Source organism: Pseudomonas fluorescens group sp. PF-1 (assembly GCF_054481335.1).
Genome location: NZ_JBTMNG010000003.1, coordinates 1 through 22,585 on the forward strand (window position 1 = coordinate 1; position 22,585 = coordinate 22,585).

General features: G+C 56.2%; 29 protein-coding genes. 20 read left to right on the forward strand and 9 right to left on the reverse strand.

Annotated features, from left to right (window positions below; genetic code table 11):
- The 10 genes from ACX3YD_RS31765 to ACX3YD_RS31810 form a co-directional block, all read left to right on the forward strand.
- A partial coding sequence (locus tag ACX3YD_RS31765; RefSeq protein WP_458962117.1) for a hypothetical protein occupies nucleotides 1-529 on the forward strand: 529 nt, incomplete at its 5' end.
- 26 nt (nucleotides 530-555) lie between these two features.
- Entirely contained in the window at nucleotides 556-1,086 is a 531-nt protein-coding gene (locus tag ACX3YD_RS31770) for a protein-tyrosine phosphatase family protein (protein ID WP_080963868.1), read from the forward strand.
- 271 nt (nucleotides 1,087-1,357) lie between these two features.
- Nucleotides 1,358-2,101, forward strand: a complete 744-nt coding sequence (locus ACX3YD_RS31775; protein WP_047297025.1) for a hypothetical protein — start codon at nucleotides 1,358-1,360, stop codon at nucleotides 2,099-2,101.
- Between the two features lie 76 nt (nucleotides 2,102-2,177).
- The gene (locus ACX3YD_RS31780; protein ID WP_047297023.1) at nucleotides 2,178-2,870 is read left to right on the forward strand and encodes a hypothetical protein; all 693 of its coding nucleotides are present in this window, start codon (nucleotides 2,178-2,180) and stop codon (nucleotides 2,868-2,870) included.
- Between the two features lie 104 nt (nucleotides 2,871-2,974).
- On the forward strand, nucleotides 2,975-3,286 hold the full coding sequence (locus tag ACX3YD_RS31785; protein WP_169715572.1) for a hypothetical protein: 312 nt from the start codon (nucleotides 2,975-2,977) through the stop codon (nucleotides 3,284-3,286).
- Nucleotides 3,255-3,581: a hypothetical protein gene (locus ACX3YD_RS31790; protein WP_047297040.1), complete on the forward strand. Its 327-nt coding sequence runs from the start codon at nucleotides 3,255-3,257 to the stop codon at nucleotides 3,579-3,581. The genes ACX3YD_RS31785 and ACX3YD_RS31790 overlap by 32 nt, the downstream gene beginning before the upstream one ends.
- Before the next feature lie 66 nt (nucleotides 3,582-3,647).
- Nucleotides 3,648-4,001: a hypothetical protein gene (locus ACX3YD_RS31795; protein WP_084341938.1), complete on the forward strand. Its 354-nt coding sequence runs from the start codon at nucleotides 3,648-3,650 to the stop codon at nucleotides 3,999-4,001.
- A 116-nt stretch (nucleotides 4,002-4,117) separates the two neighbouring features.
- Nucleotides 4,118-4,375: a hypothetical protein gene (locus ACX3YD_RS31800; protein WP_047297019.1), complete on the forward strand. Its 258-nt coding sequence runs from the start codon at nucleotides 4,118-4,120 to the stop codon at nucleotides 4,373-4,375.
- A 332-nt stretch (nucleotides 4,376-4,707) separates the two neighbouring features.
- On the forward strand, nucleotides 4,708-6,048 hold the full coding sequence (iscB, locus tag ACX3YD_RS31805; protein WP_099169972.1) for an RNA-guided endonuclease IscB: 1,341 nt from the start codon (nucleotides 4,708-4,710) through the stop codon (nucleotides 6,046-6,048).
- A gap of 47 nt (nucleotides 6,049-6,095) precedes the next feature.
- On the forward strand, nucleotides 6,096-6,491 hold the full coding sequence (locus ACX3YD_RS31810; protein WP_047296792.1) for a hypothetical protein: 396 nt from the start codon (nucleotides 6,096-6,098) through the stop codon (nucleotides 6,489-6,491).
- Nucleotides 6,492-6,506: 15 nt separating this feature from the next.
- Here ACX3YD_RS31810 and ACX3YD_RS31815 read toward each other — a convergent pair whose 3' ends face one another.
- Complete coding sequence (locus ACX3YD_RS31815; protein WP_084342284.1) at nucleotides 6,507-7,226, reverse strand: hypothetical protein; 720 nt, start codon at nucleotides 7,224-7,226, stop codon at nucleotides 6,507-6,509.
- A gap of 120 nt (nucleotides 7,227-7,346) precedes the next feature.
- Between ACX3YD_RS31815 and ACX3YD_RS31820 the strand changes: the two genes are divergently transcribed.
- The 10 genes from ACX3YD_RS31820 (at nucleotide 7,347) to ACX3YD_RS31865 (ending at nucleotide 14,137) form a co-directional block, all read left to right on the forward strand.
- A complete protein-coding gene (locus tag ACX3YD_RS31820) occupies nucleotides 7,347-7,847 on the forward strand; it encodes a hypothetical protein (RefSeq protein WP_099169459.1) in 501 nt (166 codons plus the stop codon).
- A 53-nt stretch (nucleotides 7,848-7,900) separates the two neighbouring features.
- Nucleotides 7,901-8,140, forward strand: coding sequence for a hypothetical protein (locus tag ACX3YD_RS31825; protein ID WP_033045051.1), 240 nt, complete (start codon nucleotides 7,901-7,903; stop codon nucleotides 8,138-8,140).
- Nucleotides 8,141-8,153: 13 nt separating this feature from the next.
- Nucleotides 8,154-8,438: a hypothetical protein gene (locus tag ACX3YD_RS31830; protein ID WP_099169458.1), complete on the forward strand. Its 285-nt coding sequence runs from the start codon at nucleotides 8,154-8,156 to the stop codon at nucleotides 8,436-8,438.
- Nucleotides 8,439-8,452: 14 nt separating this feature from the next.
- Nucleotides 8,453-8,728: an RNA-binding protein gene (locus ACX3YD_RS31835; protein WP_099169457.1), complete on the forward strand. Its 276-nt coding sequence runs from the start codon at nucleotides 8,453-8,455 to the stop codon at nucleotides 8,726-8,728.
- Between the two features lie 12 nt (nucleotides 8,729-8,740).
- On the forward strand, nucleotides 8,741-9,091 hold the full coding sequence (locus ACX3YD_RS31840; protein ID WP_099169456.1) for a phosphatase PAP2 family protein: 351 nt from the start codon (nucleotides 8,741-8,743) through the stop codon (nucleotides 9,089-9,091).
- A gap of 58 nt (nucleotides 9,092-9,149) precedes the next feature.
- A complete protein-coding gene (locus ACX3YD_RS31845) occupies nucleotides 9,150-10,883 on the forward strand; it encodes a DUF4942 domain-containing protein (RefSeq protein ID WP_169884892.1) in 1,734 nt (577 codons plus the stop codon).
- A gap of 123 nt (nucleotides 10,884-11,006) precedes the next feature.
- Nucleotides 11,007-11,396 (forward strand): hypothetical protein, encoded by a 390-nt coding sequence (locus ACX3YD_RS31850; RefSeq protein ID WP_458962118.1) that lies wholly within the window; start codon nucleotides 11,007-11,009, stop codon nucleotides 11,394-11,396.
- A gap of 25 nt (nucleotides 11,397-11,421) precedes the next feature.
- Nucleotides 11,422-12,108 carry a GNAT family N-acetyltransferase gene (locus ACX3YD_RS31855; protein WP_102685585.1) on the forward strand — a complete coding sequence of 229 codons (687 nt, stop codon included), beginning with the start codon at nucleotides 11,422-11,424 and terminating at the stop codon, nucleotides 12,106-12,108.
- A 365-nt stretch (nucleotides 12,109-12,473) separates the two neighbouring features.
- Complete coding sequence (locus ACX3YD_RS31860) at nucleotides 12,474-12,881, forward strand: hypothetical protein (protein WP_084342291.1); 408 nt, start codon at nucleotides 12,474-12,476, stop codon at nucleotides 12,879-12,881.
- Nucleotides 12,878-14,137, forward strand: coding sequence for a tyrosine-type recombinase/integrase (locus tag ACX3YD_RS31865; protein WP_084342292.1), 1,260 nt, complete (start codon nucleotides 12,878-12,880; stop codon nucleotides 14,135-14,137). The genes ACX3YD_RS31860 and ACX3YD_RS31865 overlap by 4 nt, the downstream gene beginning before the upstream one ends.
- Nucleotides 14,138-14,238: 101 nt before the next feature.
- Here ACX3YD_RS31865 and ACX3YD_RS31870 read toward each other — a convergent pair whose 3' ends face one another.
- The 8 genes from ACX3YD_RS31870 to ACX3YD_RS31905 all read right to left on the reverse strand — a co-directional run bounded on the left by ACX3YD_RS31870 (nucleotide 14,239) and on the right by ACX3YD_RS31905 (nucleotide 22,426).
- Nucleotides 14,239-15,537 carry a hypothetical protein gene (locus tag ACX3YD_RS31870; RefSeq protein ID WP_011600732.1) on the reverse strand — a complete coding sequence of 433 codons (1,299 nt, stop codon included), beginning with the start codon at nucleotides 15,535-15,537 and terminating at the stop codon, nucleotides 14,239-14,241.
- A 65-nt stretch (nucleotides 15,538-15,602) separates the two neighbouring features.
- Nucleotides 15,603-16,088 carry a hypothetical protein gene (locus tag ACX3YD_RS31875; RefSeq protein ID WP_011600731.1) on the reverse strand — a complete coding sequence of 162 codons (486 nt, stop codon included), beginning with the start codon at nucleotides 16,086-16,088 and terminating at the stop codon, nucleotides 15,603-15,605.
- A 144-nt stretch (nucleotides 16,089-16,232) separates the two neighbouring features.
- Entirely contained in the window at nucleotides 16,233-16,592 is a 360-nt protein-coding gene (locus tag ACX3YD_RS31880) for a histone-like nucleoid-structuring protein, MvaT/MvaU family (protein ID WP_011600730.1), read from the reverse strand.
- 187 nt (nucleotides 16,593-16,779) lie between these two features.
- On the reverse strand, nucleotides 16,780-17,406 hold the full coding sequence (locus ACX3YD_RS31885; protein WP_047229586.1) for a hypothetical protein: 627 nt from the start codon (nucleotides 17,404-17,406) through the stop codon (nucleotides 16,780-16,782).
- Nucleotides 17,407-17,470: 64 nt separating this feature from the next.
- Nucleotides 17,471-18,454: a ParB/RepB/Spo0J family partition protein gene (locus ACX3YD_RS31890; protein ID WP_011600728.1), complete on the reverse strand. Its 984-nt coding sequence runs from the start codon at nucleotides 18,452-18,454 to the stop codon at nucleotides 17,471-17,473.
- Between the two features lie 966 nt (nucleotides 18,455-19,420).
- Nucleotides 19,421-19,726, reverse strand: coding sequence for a hypothetical protein (locus ACX3YD_RS31895; RefSeq protein ID WP_011600727.1), 306 nt, complete (start codon nucleotides 19,724-19,726; stop codon nucleotides 19,421-19,423).
- A gap of 394 nt (nucleotides 19,727-20,120) precedes the next feature.
- Nucleotides 20,121-21,137: a ParB/RepB/Spo0J family partition protein gene (locus ACX3YD_RS31900; protein ID WP_013100867.1), complete on the reverse strand. Its 1,017-nt coding sequence runs from the start codon at nucleotides 21,135-21,137 to the stop codon at nucleotides 20,121-20,123.
- A gap of 155 nt (nucleotides 21,138-21,292) precedes the next feature.
- Nucleotides 21,293-22,426, reverse strand: coding sequence for a ParA family protein (locus ACX3YD_RS31905; RefSeq protein ID WP_011600725.1), 1,134 nt, complete (start codon nucleotides 22,424-22,426; stop codon nucleotides 21,293-21,295).
- Nucleotides 22,427-22,585: the final 159 nt, after the last annotated feature.

Consider the following 22,585-nt stretch of genomic DNA (forward strand, 5'->3'; position numbering starts at 1 on the left):
GGTGCCGATCACCAACGAAGATATGCGGAACGCATCGTTCCTCAGCCCTCGAGTTGGTCTTTACTGGCATGGCTCCGTAATGGGGGGACTACTCGCGCTGTATGGGCTAGGGCAACTGCTAAGTCTGCGCGTGGCCGGCTTCTTCCTGATCGTGCTGGGCATGTCCTTCATCTTCGCAACGTCCGAGGTAAGTGCTCTGCGTCAAGGCATCTTGGACGGTGATATGAAAATCGGCTGTTTCAGCTACGAGTCACTGGAGTGTCGGAAAATGCTCAAGCTGCCAGAGGGTGACGGACAATCCATCTACCGCAATCCGAGCCAAAAGAGAGGGGGTGGTTACGCGCCATGGTATGAGCCGATCCGGGCACATTTGCATACCAAGGTTACGGCGCTGCTGCCAAACACCATTCCCGGTGTTGCTTTTCTTCAGAGCCCGGTCATCGCCGCGTTTCATGTCGGCAAACTACAGAACGTAGTGGAAGCCCAGCGCAGCGATGTATCGAAATTCAGGGCCTCGGTAACCCAGTAGACATGCCGGTGGCAACGGAGAGAAAAATGCACCGAACCATACCCAGCTGCACCTTCTTATCGCGCAGCGAGGCTGAAGCATACTCGCCAGGCCCTGACTGCCATCTGATATCGATATCTGATGGCCTTGAAGATCAGGCCTGCATCGACGAAGCACGCTGGAAGAGCGTGAGCTACCACCACTTCATTGATGCTGGCTTTGACGAAGAAGTCATTGAGATATACGGGCCAGATTTTGAGCGGAATTACGTCGATTACCTGCTCAGCAGCAAGGCTGACGTGCTGCGGGAGCGCATACGAGAAATTGCAGATAGAGGGGAAAATATCGCTGTCAATTGCCAGGCCGGCCGATCCCGCAGTGCCGCGGTTGCTTTGTTTATCAGCAAACATCATGGGTACCAGCTGCATAAGCCGACCCCAGACGCAAACCAGTGCGTCTACCGGATGTTGGCCAACGATGTTCGCCTGATGGCAGCCTACCGTGCAGCATGCACCCCAGTGGAACCAGAAGCGCCGAGGCGAAGCCTTCTCTCGGCAATCAAATCGCTGTTCTCCTGAGAGAGCAGAAGACCGCAGCGAGTCATGGTAAATTAGGCCCTGGGCAGCTTCATGGTAGAAGCTACGCTCCCAAGGCACTCCTCCCCCCTCCTGTCTCGTCTGTGGTGTCGCTGAAGCTGCTCGTTTTATTACCGGAGCCCGCCAGGCTTGCCCTCGGCGGGCTTTTCTTTGAGCAACGCACTGTCGCTCCACCAGCCATTGGGTTTTCGGCTAGCCGCAGTACGCTCATAGCTGAATCTTTTGTCACCCACATGCAGTCAAGGAACGGATCATGAATGTTGAAACAACGCGAGCGGCTTACATCGAAGATCGCCGGCAGACAGAGGCCGAGCGCAAGGCCCGTGCCGCCGAAAAGCTCAAAAATCACCAGTACACCTGCCTGGTGAAGCAGGCCGACGTTGAGGTCTGGCGTTGCAAGGCCGAGAGCACCACCGCCTATGCCTTCGACATAATGATGACCCGGTTCGGAATCGCCGTTGTCGGCGATATCGGCGACCTGACGTTCAGTGTCGGCCTGGGCTATGGCATATCGTTCCTGGCGGGCGATGACGTCACTTACTACCTGCACACCAAGCTCAACGAGTCCCACAAAAAGCAGGTATTCAGCACAACCCTATTCCGTCAGGTGCTGGTGTCGAGCATCTGCAGGGCGTTGCATGACGAGTGCTCTGAGGAAATTTGGGACACCCTGCCGGCGTGGGCTCAGGATGCTGATCTGGTTCGTGGTTCGCACTGGCAGGAGTTTCGGGCGCTGACCCTGATTCATCGCCGCGACCTCGATAATGGCGATGATCGCTGGATGCACTGGGACGACCTCTTTGATACTGCCGAACAGATCGGCTGCACCGAGGAAGCGCACCAGTTCATGCGCGACAATGCCGAGGTGCTTTGCCTGGGTGAAGAATGGTACGAGCACCGCATAACGAAGACCTGCGACAGCCTTTATGCTCAGCTCTACATGATCAACCACGCGGCCAAGGCGATCATGTCTCAGGCCGATCAAGCGGCCGCTTGACGGAAAACGCCCAGCCCCCAAGCCCCGACTTCGCCGGGGCTGAGCCAGTAGAAGAGCCTAATCCAGAGGATGAGTCATGGTTACAGCAGCACACTATGTCGCAAATGCGAAGGAACTGTTGACCGATTTTGGCGTGCACCAAGTCGCTGAAGGCGTGTGGTCATTGACTGACGTGCAAACGGCCAGTGAAGCCTACATTCACCATTCCCAGCAGCCGGCAGCTCTGGCCGCATACGCAGCTGTGAACCCTACGTTTGCTGCTGGTCGGTTTCCAAGCTACGCCCTGGTTGATCTGGTCGACAAGATCCCGAGCATGGATTACGCAGAGTATGCGGCACTAGCCATCGTATGCGGTGCGCAACTGCCATCCTTCGATGGTTCCGATGCTCGAGCACGCATCTTCGGTCATGCTGTTTGGGGCATCGTCGACAAGTATCAGCTCCAAGGGTGTTTTGAGCGGCACGATCAAAAATACCCAAGCAATGGGGATCACTACAGCATGCGTCCCCGTGGCTATGACTGGGCCGGTGACTGGAGTGCGATCCCGGATGCACTCAAGGCCATGCGCAAGTCCTATCGCTCCATGACTCCTCTCCAGCAAGTGATGACGCTGACAATCATGCACCTGTACCGCCAAGGGAAGGACAAGATGTTCCTGACTGGCGGCTGCCCCACAAAGATCCACGCGGCCGAGGCACTGAAAATTCTTCGCGAGCATTCGGCTCTGTCCGACTGGGGTCACCTGGTCACGAACTACGCCGGCTGGTAAGGAAAACCGCACCAGGTACCCCCCAAGCCCAGCCCTAATCGAACTGGGCCGAGGCAGCTGAGAGAGGCGCGATTTTCGCGCCCGCGAAAGTGAAGGAAAGGAATATGGCCGCCAAAGCATCTGATACCCACCATCCACTGATCGACGGCCCTTGGCAGGGCGGAACGATGAGTTTTCGCCGAAATACCTTTTGCGTCGATATCTGCGAAGGTGTGGAAAATCTCAATGATATGGCACTCCCAGGCACAGTGATTCAGCAGGGCTGCACTCGCCATCGGTATTACCTTCAGCAACAAGAAGGACGTTCGGTCTGGAGTGTCATTGAGCCGCCCAATGCTGAGGCTATGGCAGCGAAGGAACTGGCAGATTTTCAGGCGTTTCTTGATGCACCCGAGCACGCAAAGGCGTATTGGTGACGCAACCCTTCAAGTGAACGCAAAACCCTACCAAGGCATGCTTGGCCAACTGCTCGTTGCTGGCCGGGCCGTTTCTCCCCACTACTGGATCGAGCTTGGGATTTACCGGGTCGACTACCGCGCCCGGATGTGGCTCGGCACCGATCCTGAAATTCCCCACGGCGTTTTTCCTCTGGATGGGAGGCCTTCAGCCCAATACACCGGCATCAGGGTGCAAATTGATCCCCTGCCCCCTTCTGTCTACGAAATCCTGATCATGCCGCCGCTTGGCATCGCCCCTCCCGTGGCTCGTTGAGTCTGGTTGGGATTCCCAGCTCATGCCGTAGCCTGATGGCATCTCCTGGATAACTCGGATCGCCATATGTCTTACACCACCGCCACCATCACCGAACTGTTTGGTCTACGCGACAAGGTAGGCCTTACAACCGCTTCGGGCTTCAAAGCTCGTGTGCGCTTTGTTCAGCTGGCCTACCGCCACAATCTCGTGCATGAGATCACCAGCTACCAGTTGTGGGATCGTGGGTTTGAAGGGCTGGGCGAGCGTACTTTTGATACCTGCTTCGAGATGGGAGATAGTCCCGAAGTTATCGCAGAGCTGATCCGTGACGCGCGCACCCACGGCTATGCCGGAAACATAGAGATGGAGGTAGGAAATCCCGACTGCTTCGCCCGTTGGTGCGGCTACGCAGACCGCCAGCAAGAGCTTGCATTTTGAGGACTAGCACCTAGAGCAATCTCAGCCCGGTTCGCCGGGCTTTTTGTTGGCTTGGGATATTCCGGAATGGAAATAGCCTGAAGGCATCTCCCCCTCTGACAACAAGGAGTTGCCTCATGCAGTCCCCTTCATTCAAGTCGAGCTATTTGCCGGAATACCTTGCATGGCTCATGTTCCTAGCCGGGGTGGCCAATGCCACGCTGATCTGGTCTGGGGTGTTCGCAGCCGCGCCTCAGGCCTTCCTGCTGCTTTTTGGCGGGCTTTTCGGCACCGCTGGCATCGCACTCCTCGGCTTACTCATGTTGGCCACCTGGTGCGCCCTGGGGTTGCTGCTGGCCGCTCTTACCCGCCGGGCGCTGGAGTGTCGGTCATGAGATTCAAGAAGTACCTGCTACGTCAGGAAAAACGCACTGTCACAGAGCGAGTCAACTACCCCGGCCTGAAGGTCGGAGCTTGTGAAAGCAGGCTGGGTTGACCAGGGAAAGCGGTATTAACCCGCTCCGTTTGCACCAGGTCGAACCGACCCACCCCGGAATGCTTCCTCAGTTCCGGGCACTGGAAGGTCGGGATCATGCTGGCGAAAGGTAAAACGCCGAAGATTCCGACCGCCGCGACAGCGGGAGCCGGGTGCAGACATTCCCGAGGGGAGCGAGCCGCAAGGCTCCGTCACCAGGCCCGTAAGGGCATAGTTCAAAGGAGGATCGCCGTGGCGGTCTATGTGTTGGATAAGACAGGCACGCCGTTGATGCCATGCAGCGAGAAGCGAGCGCGATTGTTGCTGGAGCGCGGTCGCGCCCGCATACACCGGCAGGTGCCGTTCGTGATCCGTCTAGTGGATCGGCGGCAGGCCGATAGCGCGCTGCAATCGCTGACGCTCAAGTTCGATCCGGGCAGCAAATTCACTGGCATTGCCTTGGTACGCCAGAAGGGCCAGCGGGTGTCTGTTCTCTCACTGATGGAATTGGCCCATCGGGGCGCAGCGATTCGCCAGGCCATGCAGCAGCGGGCGGCGTTTCGCCGTCGCCGCCGTGGTCAGAACCTGCGCCACCGCACACCGCGCTTCGACAACCGCACCCGGCCGGAAGGCTGGCTGCCGCCAAGCTTGCGCCACCGGCTGGACACCACGCTGGGCTGGGTCGGGCGGATGCGTAACTGGGCTCCGATCAGCGATCTGGCAGTCGAGCGGGTCAAGTTCGACATGCAGGCCATACAGAACCCGGAGATCAGCGGCGTCCAATACCAGCAGGGCGAGTTGGCCGGCTACGAGGTGCGTGAATACCTGCTGGAGAAGTGGGGCCGCTGCTGCGCCTACTGCGACGCTGAAAATACGCCGCTGGAGATCGAGCACATCGTTCCGCGCAGTGCCGGCGGCAGCGACCGGGTGCCCAACCTGACCCTGGCCTGCCGGCCCTGTAATCAGCGCAAGGGCAACCAGCCAGTCGAGGTGTTCCTGAAGGCCAGGCCAGAGCTGCTGGCCCGAATCAAGGCGAAAGCCAAAGTCCCACTTCGGGATGCCGCCGCCGTCAACGCCACCCGCAATGCCCTGTTCCGTGCCCTGCTGGATACCGGCCTGTCGGTCACCACGGGCACCGGGGCGCAAACCAAATTTAACCGACGATGCCTCGGCCTTCCGAAGACCCACGCGCTCGATGCAGCCAGTGTCGGTGAGATCAGGGCCATCGAGCACTGGCAACGCCCCACGCTGGCGATCAAGGCCACCGGACGCGGCGAGTACCAGCGCACCCGCCTTACCGCCCACGGTTTTCCACGCGGCTATTTGACCCGACAGAAACGCCATTTCGGTTTCCAGACCGGCGATCAGGTGCGCGCCGAGGTGCCGACCGGCAAAAAGGCTGGCACCCACCAGGGTCGCGTCGCCGTGCGCAAGACCGGCAGCTTCAACATCCAGACGCCTGATGGCGTAGTGCAGGGCATCCACCACCGCCACTGCACCCTGATCCAGCGAGCCGATGGCTACGCCTATTCCGACACCCCGACCGATAGCGCCCAACCCCAGAAGGAGGCAGCGAGAGCAGGGGCGCGCTGAGCGCGCCGCGCTATCCTCGCCGTTCAGGCAAGGTTTCTCGCCGCAAAATGATGAAGAAGGCCTTTGAGCGCAAACAGGCGCGGGAAGCTGAATCACTGCCACTCTTCGGCGATCAGATTCGCGAGATCCAGCACAGCTGGGAAGAAGAAAAGCGTCTGCGTGACCTTCACGAGGGCAAGGTCACCGACCGTATGCGTCAGAACCATGCCGCCGTGTGGCGTAAAGCACGAGCTGCGTATTTCGCCTTGAATGCAGAGACCCGAGCCAAATGCCGTGCAGCCTGGAACGCCTGGGTAGGCCCGAGCGACCCGCTGTACCTGATCTATGTCGTAAACCAGTTCAACGGCGTAGGTGCTGCCAGAGAGGCCAGAATGGCCGCAGACCGGCGGGCCTTGAACAGCCGAATCATGGCCCGCCTTCAGGCTCAGCCTGAATTGCTGTGAGAAGGTTTGCTGTGGCTACCTGCCGGCCGGCTTCTTCTTGACCGGCAATCTCTCTACGTTGGCCGAGTGCTCAATCGCTATTTGACGATGGACAAACTCCAGGAATTCTTGCGCCGTCCGGTGTTTTGGCTTCCAGCTTTCACACAAGCTAAGTGCGGCCGCGATGTCCGCCTTTGGACTCCCACTCTGCCGATAGTCGAGGGTTTCAGATAATCCGCGCACGATGTCTGTATGAGCGTAATCGACGTAGCCACCCAGTGCCTTTTCCTTGAGCGCTCGCTGTAGTCGCTCCTGATACTGACTTGTCATGGTTGGGACATCATAGAAATCCAGGATGAATTTCTCCTGGTGAAGCGCCATCGCCAGCGTTGTAATCCGTATTGCGTCCTCCGCCGTTGCCTGGGGCCTCCGGAATGCAGCTCTAACCTCGGCGTCAATCAGGGCCTTGCGAGCTTTAAGCCGAGCCTCCCTCTGCTTCTCCTCCCGGCGCTTGATCTCTTTGGCGTGCTCAACACGAATATTGATCGAGCGGACGATCTCCCCGGCCTTTCGGATGGCGTCAGCCTCCTCCGGCTCGAGGAGTTTATGCAGTGGGCCTCCCAACAATTTCTCAAGCTGGGTCGCCGTGCCAGAAAGCGCCGTTTGTTGGGCCTTCAGGCTAGCGGCGTTGTAATACTCCAGAACGGCCAGGACATCCTCCGCGCTGATTCTCCAGTGAATTTTATCTTTTCCCATTTTCACTCTTCGCTTGTCCGGGCAGCCAGTGCGTTCAATCCAGCTTCAGGCCAGGTGCTTGGGTTGTGCCTGGCAAGTGGGATAATCCATAGATCTTAGTAGCTCTCCAACAGGAAACCTATGCGCAGCGGACTAGATTCGGCTGAGGATGACTTCAAAAAATGGCTCAGCCCTTCCGTGGTGGTTGACTCCTCGGGTTCTCCTTTGCTGCTGGAACATCGAACCAATGAGGAGTTCGACACCCTCGATCCGTCCAAAACGGTAGACGGTGGGCTTCATTTTGGTACCGCAGTACAGGCCTCCATGCGAGCTGGCAAGGGTTCTCGTGTGATCCGGGCCTATCTGAAGGCGAAGAATATTCGCCGAAGCAAAGATCGCGGCGGAAACTGGAAATCCATTATCGCGAGCGCGAAACGTGCGGGGATGGATGCAATCGTCTATCTCAATCGCTACGAAGGGCTCACCACTGAGGTGATTGAGCGGCTAAGCGCTAGTGGCGACCTCAGCCGGCTCGACGACATGACAGATGCGCAGTTTAGAAAGGTAGTGCCCGAGGCTCGGGACAGTTACATCGTGTTCAGTCAGGATCAGCTTTGGATTCAACGCGAACGCTCTGAATAGACACCCTAAACCCAACCGATAGCGACACCCAACCACAGAAGGAGAATGACCAAATGGCCGATCAACTGGATTACCTCGACGCATTGGCGCTGCGCGTGGCCAAGGGCGACCTTGACTGTGTTGGTGCCCTGAGTCGTGGCGAATACCTCTATGTCGCACTGGCCGCGAACAGCGCCGAGCTGCTGAACCAGAGCAATGACACTATCGCCGAAGCACTGGCCCGCCTGGGGCCTGAATGGACTGCGGCGCTGATCGAGCGCTGGCAGTACAAAGGCAATCCAGCCCGCTACTGAGGGAACTCGTGCCATGCGTGCCGACCTGCTAGACCGCTACATTGCCCGCCTGTGCGCCGAGTCGGCGGGCCTCGATTCACTGCATATTGACGTGCCCTATATGGCCGGCCGCAAGCGCTACGAAGCCGGCAGGCCCTGGCCCAACCCGCTCGGCCTGGTCTACCGCGCGCAGCGTATCGCCCGCCTGGGTTATGCCGACGCCGCGCACGGCCGCCCGGTGCGGAAACTGCGCGACCGCGCTGCGCCAGTTACTAACGTGACCTACCCAGCGCCTGACCCCGTAACCGTAACGAACTGAAAGGAACCCGCTCCATGCGAACCCTGACGCTGCCGCTCAAAGGCGAGTATTTCGACGCGATCAAGGCTGGCGTCAAGCTGGAAGAATTTCGGGCTGCCACACCCTATTGGCGTCGGCGTTTGGAGGGGCAGGGCTTCGACCAGATAGAGCTGACACGTGGCTATCCGAAGCGCGCAGATGACGCACGAAGACTTGTGTTGCCCTGGAAGGGCTATCGCTTGACGACGATCGTTCATCCGCACTTTGGGGCAGATCCAGTCGAGGTTTTCGCCATTGATGTATCGCGCTAAGGAAACGGTTCAGTGAATCCGATCAAGCAGCACTTCCGACTGAAAAAACCATGTGCGAATTGCCCGTTCCTGAAGGAGGGAGCCATTCCGCTAAGCCGCGGGCGCTTGGAGGGGATTATTTCTACCCTGATCGAGGATGATCACTCGACTTTCCAGTGTCACAAGACCGTGCATTCAAACCGGGGTGGCAACTGGGACGATGAGGGGAACTATGAACCCTCGGGGCACGAGTCGATGTGCGCAGGCGCTGCGGCATACCTCATGAAGAAAGGCAGGCCGACCGTGGGTATGAGATTTGCCTTCGCCACTGGAGATGCTGCCCCCAGCGACTGGGATTCAGCGAGAGAAGTCGTGATCGACTGACAGCTTGGGATTTTTCGGGACAATGAGAAGTTGGTGGAAACCAAGGAGGTTTTCACTTATGCAGCTTTTCGAGAACGACCGTCATTCCAGTCCAGTCCTTCATGGCGATGTCATCGACCAATTTTTTGCCCCCGTTCAGTTTGACGCGCTGACGTTGCTGGCCGGCGATTACGAGCGCGAGAAGGCCCGTGTCATTGAGGTACATGGGATCATCACCCAGGAAAAGGTTTCTGGTGTGCTGGGTTATTTCTTCGATGGTAATGGCAATGACCAGTACGGTCGTAGCGCAAGCATTCGCCATACCAGCGCCTTCGGCGAAATATTCCAGCTTGAGGGCGCGCTGAACGAGTTGACCGCAGCCTATTGGCAGCGTGCGCTCAATCAAACTGACCTTATGGAGCACATGCCGCAGGCCCGCCGTAGCCAATGGCACAAAACCCTGAACGCCTGGCGCGACCACAACTACAAACGCGGCGAGAACCCTGAGCTGGATATGCCAGAGTTCAATCTCGACAACCTGCGTGCAACGATTCAAAGCCTCCTCTCCCGCCGTGTTGAATTCTTGGCCGAGCGTGTTGATGGCATCTTCCGAGCCCTGTCGCGTACCCATGTGACCAATCAGCCAGAAGGCTTTTACAAGCGCGCAATCATGAGCCACGTCTATAACGACTGGGGATCGACCGATCATGACCGTGAGGGCTATATCCACGATCTACGCATGGTGGTAGCCAAGTTCATGGGCCGCGATGATCCGTGCCGTGCTTCTACCACTCGCATCCTGCACCTGGCACGGGCAAGCCGGGGCGAGTGGGTTGAGATAGATGGCGGCAGCGTTCGCGTTAGGGCATACAAGGTGGGTACCGCTCACCTTGAAGTCCATCCGGACATGGCATACAGGCTCAATAGCGTGTTGGCGTTCCTGCACCCGATGGCCATCCCGGAGAGCTTCCGCAAGCGCCCAGCAAAGCCGAAGGCATCTGGCTTCAACAGCAAGACACTTTACGAGCGCCCCCTATCGAACGCTGTGACATCGCTGCTCAGCAGCGCTGAGACATACTGCTACCTGGAGAAGACGACCAACTTCCGCCGCGAATACGACCAAATTAACGTACCCAATACGCTGTGTATCTCCGTGCGCGAGCGTGCGGACAGCAAACACCTGCTTGATGAGGTGGGCAGCGTCATGGCGGCTCTGGGCGGGGTTCTGACCACCTGCCCCAAGCATGGCCGCCTAACCTACTGGCAGTTCGACTATGACCCGCGTGACGCTGTTGCAGAGGTTGCCGCACGTGGCAGCATTCCCGACCAGAAGAGCTATCAGTTCTACCCGACCCCTCCGAATCTCGCACAGCGCCTAGTGGACTGGCTGGATATCAGCCTGCTCGACACTGTATGCGAACCTCAGGCTGGCCAGGGCGGCATTGCTGATCTGCTGCCCAAGGATCGCACCCGTTGCGTCGAGGTCAGTCCGCTGCATTGCCAAATACTGAGAGAGAAAGGACACAACGTCATCGAGGGGGATTTCCTCGCCTGGAAACCTGGTACCTCCTTCAGCGTGATCGCGATGAATCCGCCATACAGCGAAGGCCGCTGGCAGGAACACCTCCGTCACGCCGGCACACTTATTGAAACCGGCGGACGACTTGGGGCAGTGCTGCCGACAAGCGCCCGGAGGCTCGCTGCCGATCTGCTACCTGGCTTCAAGCTCGAATTCTCCGAGGCGATTGATAACGCATTCGACGGTACATCTATCAGCGTTCTGCTGCTCAAGGCCACTAGAAAGCCCCTGTAATCACCACACCCGCTTTACCCAGACGGGCGACGGCTATAGCGCGGTGCAGTAAATGCACCTACTTGAGTTGGCAATTTCTCCCGCGCTGGCATGCTTATGCGACAAATCACTGGAGCTTCATCTATGCGCAAATTGTTCATCTACGCCCTTGTTGGCCTCTCGCTGGTCGGCTGCAATTCGTCGCGAGATTCGGGGGGCGCAGCCGGTACCGCTGCTGTCGAGCACGAGCGCACTCTGCGCTACAGCAAAGCAGAAGACGGCTCGACGGTGATTCAAGCTATTCGCATCACAAACGGCCAGCGTGCGGTCGATACAGCAGCTGGGAAGGACGCAGTTCAAAGCAGGGGGGGATTCATGAACCAAGTCGCCTTCAAAGAATGTGGCCGTGTGAACTTTGCCAGCACGGGGCCTGGTGAGGGCGTTGTTCAAGGCATCCATACAGGGCGTGGGATGACTGCTAAATGCAAAATCCGAAACTGGGACGGTCAGTGGCATATTGTTGAAAGCAGATAATCGAAGCGAGCACAAAGGAGTAATCATGGAAGTTGTTGCAATCAAAAGCCTTAGAACACTTAGTCATTCGCAGAAGGAAGAAATACTGCGGATGGCTGAACGCTATAGCCTAGATTTGGTCAACCGACCAATCAGCGCTGATCACCCCATGTTCGGCGTAGTTCGCGCCTGGATGCTGACTGATATCGCCCTTCAGCTTGATCCAGCAATTAGCCTTCAGATCAATTCTGAAGTAGTAATCGCTGTAAATGTTGCATCAAAAGTTATAGGTTTCATGACCCTGAGCCGAGCTAATGACTCCGCAACTGCTTGTGGAATAAATTATATCTGCGTTGATTCAGCACATCGCAATCAGGGGGTCATGACTGCGATGATTGACAGCCTGAAACCACGCTTCACCGATATAGCACTCAGCTGCTTTCCAACACTCGTAGAAGCGTATGAAAAGATCGGATTCGTAATGTGCGAGTCCCAAGGAGCTCAAGTCGCTATGCGAATTGGCGACTCGTACAATATGAATGTCATAGACCCCAATTACTTGAACAGTCAAAGAGCCGTTTCGCTGGAAGCACAACGCTTGATCAACGAGCTCGGCCCTAAGCGAGCAGTCGCTATCAATGATGAGTATGACGCGGAAACAAAGCGCATCTCTAAAGAGGTCACGGCTTTCGTTGAGAAACGCAAAACAGCGGCATCGAAAACGGGCTACTGACCACGGTCGGACTTAGCGGTTCATGACCCATCTACATAGGTTGGTCAGGCAACGACCCGGCCGAGAACTTAGGCCACCTGCCGGGTTGGTTGCCCCTCCCCCTCCCCCTCCTCCCCTACCTCTTCTATTCCAAACATACATGCTCTCGCCGGGCTGGGTCCTCTTCATTCCTGGTAGGGTCAAACAGCTCGAGCGCAACTGTGGGCTATGGTGTGGGACATATCATTTGGGATTTTCCAAACGTCTTATAGGTTCTGGCCTGTAGCCGATTTGTATGGGGATACCTTATCCTCCTACATTCCGGCGAGATCTGGCGCGATTGCAGTATCAGCGCCTGCGAACAAACGAGCCGCGAGGAATCCGTAGTGAAAAACCATGCTTCGAATGAGCACGCTCAAAGCGAGCCGATTTCTGGTGAGATTTACCACGTCACGCCAACCCGTAATCTTGAGTCCATCTTCCGTGACGGTTTACGGCCGCAGATTGGACCTCGCTCCGAACTACTCGGTGAAGCCAAGGAAATGGTCTATTTCTTTGGGTCGATGCTGGCAGTAGAAGACGCACTCAGTAACTGGCTTGGTGAAGCGCTTGATGACGAGCCTGGAGCGATTTCCGTTCTCGCCGTTGATCGCTCCGGTTTACACCTCGTTTCAGATGCGGGGTACGAGCTTGCTTGCCTTCACCTTGTCCCAACGGAGAACATTTCTCTCGCTTTTCAGGATGACGTGCCGGTGGATGAAAAGAATGGCCCGGTGACCGAGGGCACCTCATGAGCAAACTGACCCCTAAGTTCGTCAAGGATGTCGACCAGCCCGGCTCCTACCAGGACGGCCGAGGGTTGATTCTTCGTGTGTCAGCTACCCTGCGAAAAAGTTGGGTCTTTCGCTATATGCTGGCGAAGCAGCGGCACGATCTGGCCCTGGGGACATTCCCTGCCTTGAGCCTCAGAGACGCACGGCTGGAGGCTGACAAGTACCGGCTCGATATCGCCCGTGGCGTCGATCCAGCCGCTGAGCGTGCGAAGGCCAAAGCCGCCAAAGCCTCACGAACTACAACGAGCCACACGTTTCGGTCTTCGGCGGAAAGGTACATACGCACGCATTCGTCGAGTTGGTCTAAGAAGCATCACCAGCAATGGCAGAATTCACTCACGAAGCATGTCTACCCTGTCATAGGCGGATTTCGGATAGCCGAGGTCGACACGGACGATATCCTGGATGTGCTGACGCCGATCTGGAGCAAGATCCCCGTCACGGCGAACCGCGTCCGGAATCGCATAGAGCTCGTGCTCGATGCAGCGAAGGCACTGAAGCTTCGGCAAGGTGAAAACCCCGCACGGTGGCGTGGTCATCTCGACAAGCTCTTGCCCAAGCAATCGCATACGGTAGTCCCCTTCCCGTCTCCGACACCTTTACGCACTGCCGAGCTGTTGGCCAGGCTCGATTCCCTGGATGGGGCAGCAGCTCGTGCTGCTGAATTCGCAATTCTGACTGCGACCCGTAACCAAGAGGTGAGCGGGGCCCAGTGGCCGGAAATAGATTGGGAGGAGAAAATCTGGTACATCCCAGCAGAACGCATGAAAGCGGGCAAGGCTCACCGGGTACCCCTTACCGAGCAAATGCTCGAGGTGCTACGGCAGCAGGTCGGAAAGCATGACAAATGGATATTTCTCAACTCCTGGCGAACAGGCCCTATTCCCGGCAATGCCATGGCAAGGGTGCTCGATCAGCTCCAGGTCGATGGCGTCGTACCGCATGGGTTCAGATCTACTTTTCGGACGTGGGCCGCGGAAGAAACCGATCACCAGCGAGAGGTTTGCGAAATGGCTCTCGCGCATACCCTCAACAGTAAGGTTGAAGCAGCATATAACCGAGGTGACTTGCTAGATAAGCGTCGCGCCCTGATGAAGGATTGGGGGGACTTTCTTGTCGCCAACGCTCCCCAGGTGAAAGGTGAGGTATCGGATCTGGTTTCGGAGCTTGCCCCTGATGCTGGGTCGGACCTGGCCAAGGTGCAGCCGGCCGCTTGACCACCGAGGTGAGGGCGCTCAGCCAGAAGCGCCCGAATAACAACCAATTTTGCCTGAACTGTGCCCCCCTCCCTCGCAGTTCCTATATTTCATAGGTGAGATCAGAATGGAAGTTTCTGCTCCACCACCATAGCTGTGGCGTTGTACTTCCTGCCGATCCGGAATGTGTCCCCCATAGTCGTGATAGTACGACCACGAAGATCGGTCGCTTTCTTGTCCTCAGCCAGGAAGCGCATGGCATCGGCAATCCGGTGCGCGAGCTTGCCGATCGCCTGGTTGTATCGGTCAGCACTACGACCGATCTCCAGGGCAGCATCCAAGGTTGCACCATGCAACAGGGCGTCGGCCACCCACTCACCGACCTCTTTAGCCGTGTCGTGATCGTTCTTGCGGTCTGCGACCTTACCGAGCAGATAGAACAGAAAATCGTCGTCACGGTTCGCCGCCCACCCGTTGATGAAGTGGCACTCCATCTGGAACACGTCGAACAACGAGTAGAGGGTGCCATCCGACAGCATGGACAGTTCTGGGTAGAGAGCTCGCAGCTGCGGGAATTCTTCCTCCCCGTACTCCGGCACCTCCTCCGTCGGGTCGTTCAGCGTTTCCAGGCGCAGGCCGGCAGCCTGGGCCCAGACCTCTGCAGCTCGTTCTTGAGCATGCTTGGCGGCATGAGCGATATCACCACGCCACTTCGCTTCAGCTTCCTTCACGGCGTTGAACATCACCTCCGAGACTGGCTCAAAGCCCGCCTCGAACTCGACGTTACCCAGCGCCGTGTAGACCCAGCCTTCAGCCGCCGGCCCTTCGGGGATTTCAGGCCGGGCCGGCAGCAGCGCCAGATCCAGGGGATCGCGCAGCGTCATCGGCTGCCCGCGATAGGTGAAGTCACCACTACCAGGGAGAACACCACCCACCAGGAGGTTGGCGAACGCGGCTTTCACGTCGCCCTCCTCCTGGAAATCCCCCGGCAGTCGAGCATTGAAGGGGCGGTGCAGGATTAAGCGGCCAGTCGCCCGAGATTCAAGGGTGGCTGTGTCCATCGCCGCAAGAGTTTCCGTTTGGTAGGGAACCGGCACTACTCCCCAGGCCTCGACGGCTTCCTTGGCAGAAACAGTTGCTTCGGCAATCAAGCTGAGAGCCAGTTCTTCGACCGTTAAGCTGCGGGCCATCTCTTGCAGCTGTGCATGCGGCTGCTCCTTCTGGCGCTCTTTCACCAGGTGCACCAGCTTGTCGAAGACGAATACCTTCCCGTCATTGACCAGGTAGGTTGCATTCGGGACGCCAGACACGTTTCGCAATTCTTCCTTCAGCGTGTCATTCAGGCCCCCGAAAAAGTTGCTGTACTCGTCCACGACCAGCATCCGCGGCCGTTCAGTTTTAACGTTTTTGTCGTTAGACATGACTCATTTCCTTTCCAGTGCCTCAATGGGCATAAACGGCGACCAGTCACTCGCCGAGCAACAATTCATTCGCTGGCTTGGCCGAAAGAGGTGCCTCGAATATTGTTGGCCTCGTCACAGATCCGGGCCACCTCCAGCATCGCTTTCAGCGCTCGCTCCTCCGTCTCCCTCGTGGCGAATGCAATCATGAACCCATGCAGCAGACCGGCGAGCATTGCCCCACTGTCCGCAACGTTACGGTTCCCTGCCACGGCGGAAAATTGCTCCAGGAGGGGAGCAGGTGCCTTCAGAAGAAATTCCTGGCCGAGGGATTTTCCGATACTTGCCGCATGGACACACTGGTGAGCCAGGGCTTCTTCAGGCGACATCGGTGTACCGTCATAATGCTCGAAAGACGCCTTCACATGGTTGCGACCGTGCATGCCGGCGGCGATGCTTTCAGCTCCCTGACGGATCTTCTCAACTGCAATACTGGCTATGCTGAAGTCTGTTTGCGCTTCATCCATAACCGCGGCCAACAGGCGTTCATCGACGTTTTCAGTGCTATCCATTTGATCCTCCGTTGATAGTTATTTACCTCCATTTCAAGTTCTCATTCAATTGAAAAAACCCAAGCTCCCGGTGGCCAAACCGAGCTCACAAAAAAGGCCGGGATCACCGGCCTTTTATTCTGGAAGATCAGCGGAAGCGCAAACTCACTGGGTTCGCCATGTCTCGACTACATCAGCGCCATGCTCTTGCTTCCACTCCTTGAGCGTCTTGTGGTTGCCGCCCTTGGTCTCAACGAGCTCACCCGTGTTGGGGTTGCGGTAGATCTTGACTGCTCGTTGCGCACGAGGTTTGCCAGGCTGATGGGTAATCTGCTTTCGATAGTCCGGGTCAAGAATCGCGATGATGTCACGCAGGCTCTTGCCATACTCAGACATCAAGGCCCGCAGCTTTTCCTCGAACTCCATCTCTTTCAAAAGGGCTTCATTTCCGCTCAGCTTCTCCAGGCGGTCCTGAAGCTCCTTGATGGCTTCCTCTGTGGCTCGGTACTCGGTGATGAGGGACATCTTGTCTCCTTGGTTTTGGTTTCATGGCCCTGAGCCGTGACGGGGCGCGCCAGGCTTGCTAGGGCTGCTGGTTAGATCATGCCTGCCGATGCAAGGAATGCATAGCCTGCAAGGTATCCGGCGCAAGGCCAGAAGGCGTAAAACTGAATGTTGGCGAACAGTTTCTTGTTCATGGCGTCCAGGAGGGCTAAGCCTCCTCCTCCAAACGGTTGATTTCGGCAATTACGCCCTGCATGTTTTCGATCGCAATTTCGGCGGCTTTCCGGGCCTTGCCGAACAGTGATTCCTTTCCTTCAAGCAGGGAGTCGAGGCGGTTGTTCTCGCGCCGGAGCTGCTTAGCAATGGCATCAAAGTCTTCACCCTCGGAAGGTTTCTTGCCCTGGAGCTTGAGTTCCATGGCTTCGGACTGCTTTAACATCAGATCGCGAACAACGGTACGCTGAGTCGCGCTTTGCTCGTCGAAGCCATTGATGCTTTCGAAAACCTTCACGGCTGCTTTCACACTGGACAAGGCTTTGGTGCCTACTTCGGACTTCCCTGCCTTGGTTTGAGTGGCTGCCTGTTGAGTGTTCACGCCAGGTGCAACATTGCTGCTCGAGGGAGCGCTGTTACCTCCAGCCTGGCCGCCGCCGGCCTCGGCTGTCTTCTCTTCGATACAACCTTCAGTCATCTGATGAGAAACACTCGCCGCACCCTCCAGGGCCTCGTTCGTAGCATCTGCATCATCAGCGGAAGGGATGGGCGCGGAGCCACCCTCGCCACCGAAGAGGTTCGGGCCAAAATCCATTACGGTGTCGTCCTGAGGTGTTTGCATGTGGGTACTCCTTTTCTGTTCGGGCTTTAACCTATGAAATCACCCTTCCAGAAAATCCCAACCCTCACGTCTCCTCAGCATATCGGGCCTGCATTTTTGCCTTCACCCGATTCTCCAACCTCTTTGCTACATCCACAACAAAAGCAAGGAACTGAAGATCGAGGCCTTCTTCAACCTCATTCATGATGTCGTCGGCAACGCCCTCAGCTTCTCGACCAAATTGCATTCCGGCATCAGCCATTTCGAACAGTAGCTGAGCCGCTGGCTTTCTCTCCGAGGTATAGAAAACGTCCGACTCTTGCTCAATCGCGGCTATTTGGTTAGCCGGCGCATCCTGTGCTGAATCAACATCTTCATCATCGTCAAGCGGCACCGGCGGAGGCAGGGAACCGTTTTTTTCTGAGGGCGGAAGTGGCTTATTGGTCAATTCAGGTTTCGATCTGCCCTCCTCCCTCATGTCCTTCGCGGCCTTACGAATAGCCTTAGGCCCACGGCTACACAACTCTTGCTGTGCTTCTTTACCCAGCTTAGCCACCTGTTCAGCTGCGGATACGCTCACTTCGCCGGACTTGACAGCATCCAGCAGCTCTTGGGCACCGTCCCGCACAACCTTGCACGCAGAAGACACAGAGCGCGGACTGATACCCAGGACTTTGGCTGCCTCCTCAATAGCCATTTTGGCGGCTTCCAGCTCCTGCCCGGCGGCCTTCTCCAGGTCAACAGTGATAGCGCTACTCCCGCGCAGTGAGGACAGCTCGGCAGCGATCAAAGCCCGTTGTGCCACGGTGAGCTGCCGTCGATAGAGGTTCAGAGAGAGGACATAACCCAGGGCATCATCTCCTGTGTATTCCTCTGTTCGGGGTTCGATCAGCAGATCCTTGCAAACGCGGTATCGGTTTCGCCCATCAAGGATCTTTCCTTCATGGAGAACGATCGGGGCACGCTGTCCGTTGGTATCGATATCTTCAAGCAGGGCTTCGTAGTCATCACCAATGATTAGCGGAAATAGCTGAGCGTAATCGTGAAACTCCAAATCATAGCTTTGCATAAGCAGCTTCTCGTTCCATGTTCATCTAGGAACGATAAGTCGAATACATACATAAATGACGCTTTTTCAGGTCGTTTTTGCGTCTGAATTTGCGATCATTTTGTTGACCTGTCGTCGATATTCACGCAAAAAAAACCCTGCCATTTAAGCAGGGGTTGTGATCTACAGAAGCCCAGGACAATAAATCTAAATCAATATTAAATCTTCTCTTGAAGTTGGCTTATTAATTCCTCGAGAGCTTCTTGATCTGGTTTTGTGTCAACGAATCTAAGCGACTTGTCTGAAAGGACTTCCATGACACCCCATTTCAATTCATGTAAATCCTGGCCCGGCTCCGGTGGCGTCTCCCAGTAGGGAAAGCTTCTGACTACATGAGGCGGCATCTTTGTGATCATGGCTGAATCTCGGTATTTTCTGTCAAGGCAAAGGCTGCATGCTAATCAGTGTATAAATATACAGTTCTGCACCACCACACAAAAAACGGCGTCAAAAGTTCGTCATCTTTTCAGCTCGTAAACTGGTTGCAGAACGGCAACACCTATAAAAAAGTTGTCTCATAGCACAGCATAAGCTAGGGCCATGCCTACAGCAAACATTAGGCCATCACTGACCATTTAAGGCGTGATAAGTTTCATTAATTTGATGCTTTTTGAGTTTTTTGACCGCCGTAAGCTCGATCCCTTCCTACAGAAGGAAAGTGAGCTGGCTGTGGTTGAAGCATAGGTTATCGCGGAGATCTATGTAGATCATTTCCTGTCCGGAGCCTGGGACAGCGCGTGGACAGCCTCCCTTGGAGCTTCTGTGCTAGGCCTGCGGCTCTCGGCCTACTCTCCGTGCGTACTCAAGCAACCAGAGTAGCGAATGATCTGGGCGGTCAATTGCGATTCCTGCAAAGGGGTGCGCTTGTGAGCTTCCTGGATATCGATTTCAAGCGCCTCGACCTCAGAGCATGGCATCGGCCTCGGTTCACTCACACTCACTCACTGACACCTTCGGCCTTAGCCAGCCTTGCCTACGCACCTCCCCCATCGCCGCTTCCAGCTCAGGAATCGAGGAGATGTCGCAAGACACCGTTGGCTTTTTTCCTTTGCGGTCTGTGGGCAACTGCAATATGACTTGCTCAGGATCGCTTAGAGAAACCTGGAATTTTATGCTCGGAAGCCCGCTGAAGATGATGCTCGCCTTCGTTAGGTTCAACTCAGCTGAAGCCTGCCGCACCTCACCTTCGTGCTCATACGCCAGCGAGATACGGTGTTTGGTTGAATTGCTCATAGATAACCCCTGGCGCTTGGTCTGCGCAAATTTGCGTGACGCTTAATGCTTTGTTTTGAGCCCGCGCCTCGCCGCGGATGAACCGATCTTCGCTGCTCAACATGTGAATCCGCGCGGGGGCTGAACACTTCAGCCAGTGCTCTGAAATCACTGAAAACAGCTCGATACGGCTTAGGCCGAGCAAATGCTCAGGCTCAATCTTTGGCAGCTGTGCGAGAGCGGTGAATCGTGTCTGCGGTTGCACCACTCTGAGTTCTGGTTGCGCGACTGCGGTTGCCATATATCCCTATCTCGAAGTCTGAAAAACCATATTCTGTCATGGCACTTCGCCTTCGTGTTCACGTTTTCTAACCAGTTTCGCGTCTGAAATCATTCATTACAATATAATTGATAATCATTCGCTTGCAATGAGGGAGCGATCTATGGTCTTCAAAAAGGCCTCAAATTGTTCAGCCAGCCGCTTCGCGTCGACAGTTTTCTCGCATCGAAGCTCGAACTTTTTCCCATCTACACGAACCTTGCCTATCCCACTGATCTCTTTGTCGGTGAACTTGCTCGGCGTTTTCTGCTGATCACGCGAGGCAACCTCCTTCGCTAACCACCGAAGAGCATGTTCCTGCGTCCATTGATGATCGCGCATAGAGGTAACTGCTTGCAGAAGCAGCGCCGGCTCGGTACGACTGAATTCAATGAAGTCTTTTGCCCATTTCCCACCGATAAGCCCTGGATTCGTGTCGAGTATCGCTCGAACCTCCTCTGGCAGATCCATTAGGAGAAGGCATCTGCTAACTATCGAATGGTTGACCCCTACTCTGCGCGCCAGAGCACGAATCGAACTTTCTTCCCCAGCTCGCATAATCGCGGCATAGGAACGACCGCGCTCATACTCGGTTAGAGCTTCCTGTCCCTCGTTGTCGGTCAAGGCCAGGATTTTCGCCATTGCATCCGTAACGGAGCGAACATAGGCGGTGACGGTTTCTCTGCCCAGCAGCTTGTGAGCACGCCAACGACGCTCGCCGCCGATCAGCTCATACGCTCCTTCCCCTATAGGACGAACCGTCAACGGCTTTACCAGCCCAACAGAGGCGATCGAGTTCGCCAGATCCTCAATAGCAGCCTCGCTGAAGGTCAGGCGAGGCTGAAAGGGAGATACCCGAATCGACTCGACCTTTACTTCAGCGAGGACGCCGCTATCACTTGCGGCAAGAGATTCATCGCTATGGCCTGGCGTTGGAGCTGCAACCGGGGTTGGAACTGGAGCGCTGTCCTCCTGTTCCGCCCTTTGCGCTGCGAGCATGTCTGCAACGGAAACCCTGAGATTCGGCTCAGCAATTTCCGCTGGCGGGCGAACCCCGGTGACCCAAAGAGGGGGGGTCTTTTTTTGACCTGGGTAATCCTCCGACTTGGCCATACTTCCTCCGAAACCTAGTGGTGGTGCTCCGAGCACCACTCATATTCTCAAGTTATAAGTGGTGCTCCGAGCACCACCATTTTCTGAACTCGCTGAGTGGTGCTCCGAGCACCACTCAAATCTAACGGCTCTGGTGCTCCGAGCACCACCTCAAATCACTGAGCGGCCAGATCGCGTATTCGTTTCAACGCCTCACCGAAAACACTGCGCATCGAGTCAATAGTCTTGGAAGAGGCACCTTTCCAGACCAGCAGGGGAACGCCTTGATCAAGCGCTTTACCGTAATCCTCGGAGTAATAGAGTTTTTCCTCAGATACCCGACCAGGGAAAAGATCGTTCAGGACGACCAGGTTGTTGAGGATGCGTTTGCGGTTGCGGATGAACATCGTAGGGATAGCGAGCACTCCCGGAGAGCGGCGATATGCTTTCGCAAATCGAACCATCCAGTCGTTTAGCCGCATCAGCGCCCTGAATGAAAACTTATCCATCCGTACAGGGCAGAGCACAAAGTCGCTGGCAACAATGGAGTTCTTGGTGAGCCTGGAGGCGGTAGGCGCGTTGTCGAACAGAATCACATCATAGGAGGAGATATCGACACCTGGGATTTCTCCGCTACGCGCCCGCTCAAGCCACCCTGCATACCAGAAGTCCATATTGTTTTCGGCATCGAGTGCCACGGCCAGGTCTTCCAGATATGCATCGGCAGGAATCAGGTGTGGCCCGTTCTCACCGAATGGCTTCTTGACGACTTCCTCGAAAGTCATTGGATCAAAGCATCTCACCCGGAGATCGGGACTCAGGAGGCTGCCAAAATGGCCGGCGACATAGCGATCTGCTGGTATTCCCATCGCCTCGAGATCTGATAGTGCGAGATCTGGATCGTAGCCAAACACGCTGGACGAATCGCCCTGAGGATCGTTATCAACGCAAAGCACCCGCAGACCTGCAAGCTGAAGGAATACAGCAAAGTTGACTGAGGTTGTCGTCTTTCCGGTACCGCCTTTCTGCACGAACGTTGAGATAACAATCTGCCGAGGCAGTCCCTTTGCGTAGCCTTTCGCTCGGCGAAGCGCAGCGATGTCAAAAATATCGCGAAGCGTATAAGCCCTTGAGGTGACAGTTCCTCGCGGAACCCGGCGAATCTCGATGCCGTTTTCGTCTTCAATATCTTTGAGGCGACGGGTGGTAAGGCCGAAGCAGTCGGCCGCGAACTGGGGAGGATAGAGGAGGGCGTCGAAGTCGGTGTAGTTGACCGTTTCTTCTTCAAACTGCTCGCTTGACTGCTGCATGACAATCCCTGCATTTGCTGAATACAGGGGGATGATAATACGTAACGCCATATTTTCAAGGCTAAATCATGGTACGGGCCTTTTTTCCGCTGCTTATCCCGAACTGATGGCTAGGTATCCTGCCGATCAGTTCGGGTTTATGGCTGTTTTTTATGGTTT

Excerpts from the sequence above, each read along its gene's own strand:
- ACX3YD_RS31850 (WP_458962118.1), top strand. The coding sequence starts at position 11,007 with ATGCGCAAATTGTTCATCTACGCCCTTGTTGGCCTCTCGCTGGTCGGC.
- ACX3YD_RS31780 (WP_047297023.1), top strand. The coding sequence starts at position 2,178 with ATGGTTACAGCAGCACACTATGTCGCAAATGCGAAGGAACTGTTGACC.
- ACX3YD_RS31905 (WP_011600725.1), bottom strand. The coding sequence starts at position 22,426 with ATGCAGCAGTCAAGCGAGCAGTTTGAAGAAGAAACGGTCAACTACACC.
- ACX3YD_RS31815 (WP_084342284.1), bottom strand. The coding sequence starts at position 7,226 with ATGGGAAAAGATAAAATTCACTGGAGAATCAGCGCGGAGGATGTCCTG.
- ACX3YD_RS31845 (WP_169884892.1), top strand. The coding sequence starts at position 9,150 with ATGCAGCTTTTCGAGAACGACCGTCATTCCAGTCCAGTCCTTCATGGC.
- ACX3YD_RS31830 (WP_099169458.1), top strand. The coding sequence starts at position 8,154 with ATGCGTGCCGACCTGCTAGACCGCTACATTGCCCGCCTGTGCGCCGAG.
- ACX3YD_RS31810 (WP_047296792.1), top strand. The coding sequence starts at position 6,096 with ATGATGAAGAAGGCCTTTGAGCGCAAACAGGCGCGGGAAGCTGAATCA.
- ACX3YD_RS31870 (WP_011600732.1), bottom strand. The coding sequence starts at position 15,537 with ATGTCTAACGACAAAAACGTTAAAACTGAACGGCCGCGGATGCTGGTC.
- ACX3YD_RS31790 (WP_047297040.1), top strand. The coding sequence starts at position 3,255 with ATGCACCCGAGCACGCAAAGGCGTATTGGTGACGCAACCCTTCAAGTG.
- ACX3YD_RS31825 (WP_033045051.1), top strand. The coding sequence starts at position 7,901 with ATGGCCGATCAACTGGATTACCTCGACGCATTGGCGCTGCGCGTGGCC.
- ACX3YD_RS31865 (WP_084342292.1), top strand. The coding sequence starts at position 12,878 with ATGAGCAAACTGACCCCTAAGTTCGTCAAGGATGTCGACCAGCCCGGC.
- ACX3YD_RS31785 (WP_169715572.1), top strand. The coding sequence starts at position 2,975 with ATGGCCGCCAAAGCATCTGATACCCACCATCCACTGATCGACGGCCCT.
- ACX3YD_RS31855 (WP_102685585.1), top strand. The coding sequence starts at position 11,422 with ATGGAAGTTGTTGCAATCAAAAGCCTTAGAACACTTAGTCATTCGCAG.
- ACX3YD_RS31820 (WP_099169459.1), top strand. The coding sequence starts at position 7,347 with ATGCGCAGCGGACTAGATTCGGCTGAGGATGACTTCAAAAAATGGCTC.
- ACX3YD_RS31885 (WP_047229586.1), bottom strand. The coding sequence starts at position 17,406 with ATGCAAACACCTCAGGACGACACCGTAATGGATTTTGGCCCGAACCTC.
- ACX3YD_RS31835 (WP_099169457.1), top strand. The coding sequence starts at position 8,453 with ATGCGAACCCTGACGCTGCCGCTCAAAGGCGAGTATTTCGACGCGATC.
- ACX3YD_RS31895 (WP_011600727.1), bottom strand. The coding sequence starts at position 19,726 with ATGAGCAATTCAACCAAACACCGTATCTCGCTGGCGTATGAGCACGAA.
- ACX3YD_RS31795 (WP_084341938.1), top strand. The coding sequence starts at position 3,648 with ATGTCTTACACCACCGCCACCATCACCGAACTGTTTGGTCTACGCGAC.
- ACX3YD_RS31900 (WP_013100867.1), bottom strand. The coding sequence starts at position 21,137 with ATGGCCAAGTCGGAGGATTACCCAGGTCAAAAAAAGACCCCCCCTCTT.
- ACX3YD_RS31775 (WP_047297025.1), top strand. The coding sequence starts at position 1,358 with ATGAATGTTGAAACAACGCGAGCGGCTTACATCGAAGATCGCCGGCAG.
- ACX3YD_RS31875 (WP_011600731.1), bottom strand. The coding sequence starts at position 16,088 with ATGGATAGCACTGAAAACGTCGATGAACGCCTGTTGGCCGCGGTTATG.
- ACX3YD_RS31800 (WP_047297019.1), top strand. The coding sequence starts at position 4,118 with ATGCAGTCCCCTTCATTCAAGTCGAGCTATTTGCCGGAATACCTTGCA.
- ACX3YD_RS31890 (WP_011600728.1), bottom strand. The coding sequence starts at position 18,454 with ATGCAAAGCTATGATTTGGAGTTTCACGATTACGCTCAGCTATTTCCG.
- ACX3YD_RS31880 (WP_011600730.1), bottom strand. The coding sequence starts at position 16,592 with ATGTCCCTCATCACCGAGTACCGAGCCACAGAGGAAGCCATCAAGGAG.
- ACX3YD_RS31770 (WP_080963868.1), top strand. The coding sequence starts at position 556 with ATGCACCGAACCATACCCAGCTGCACCTTCTTATCGCGCAGCGAGGCT.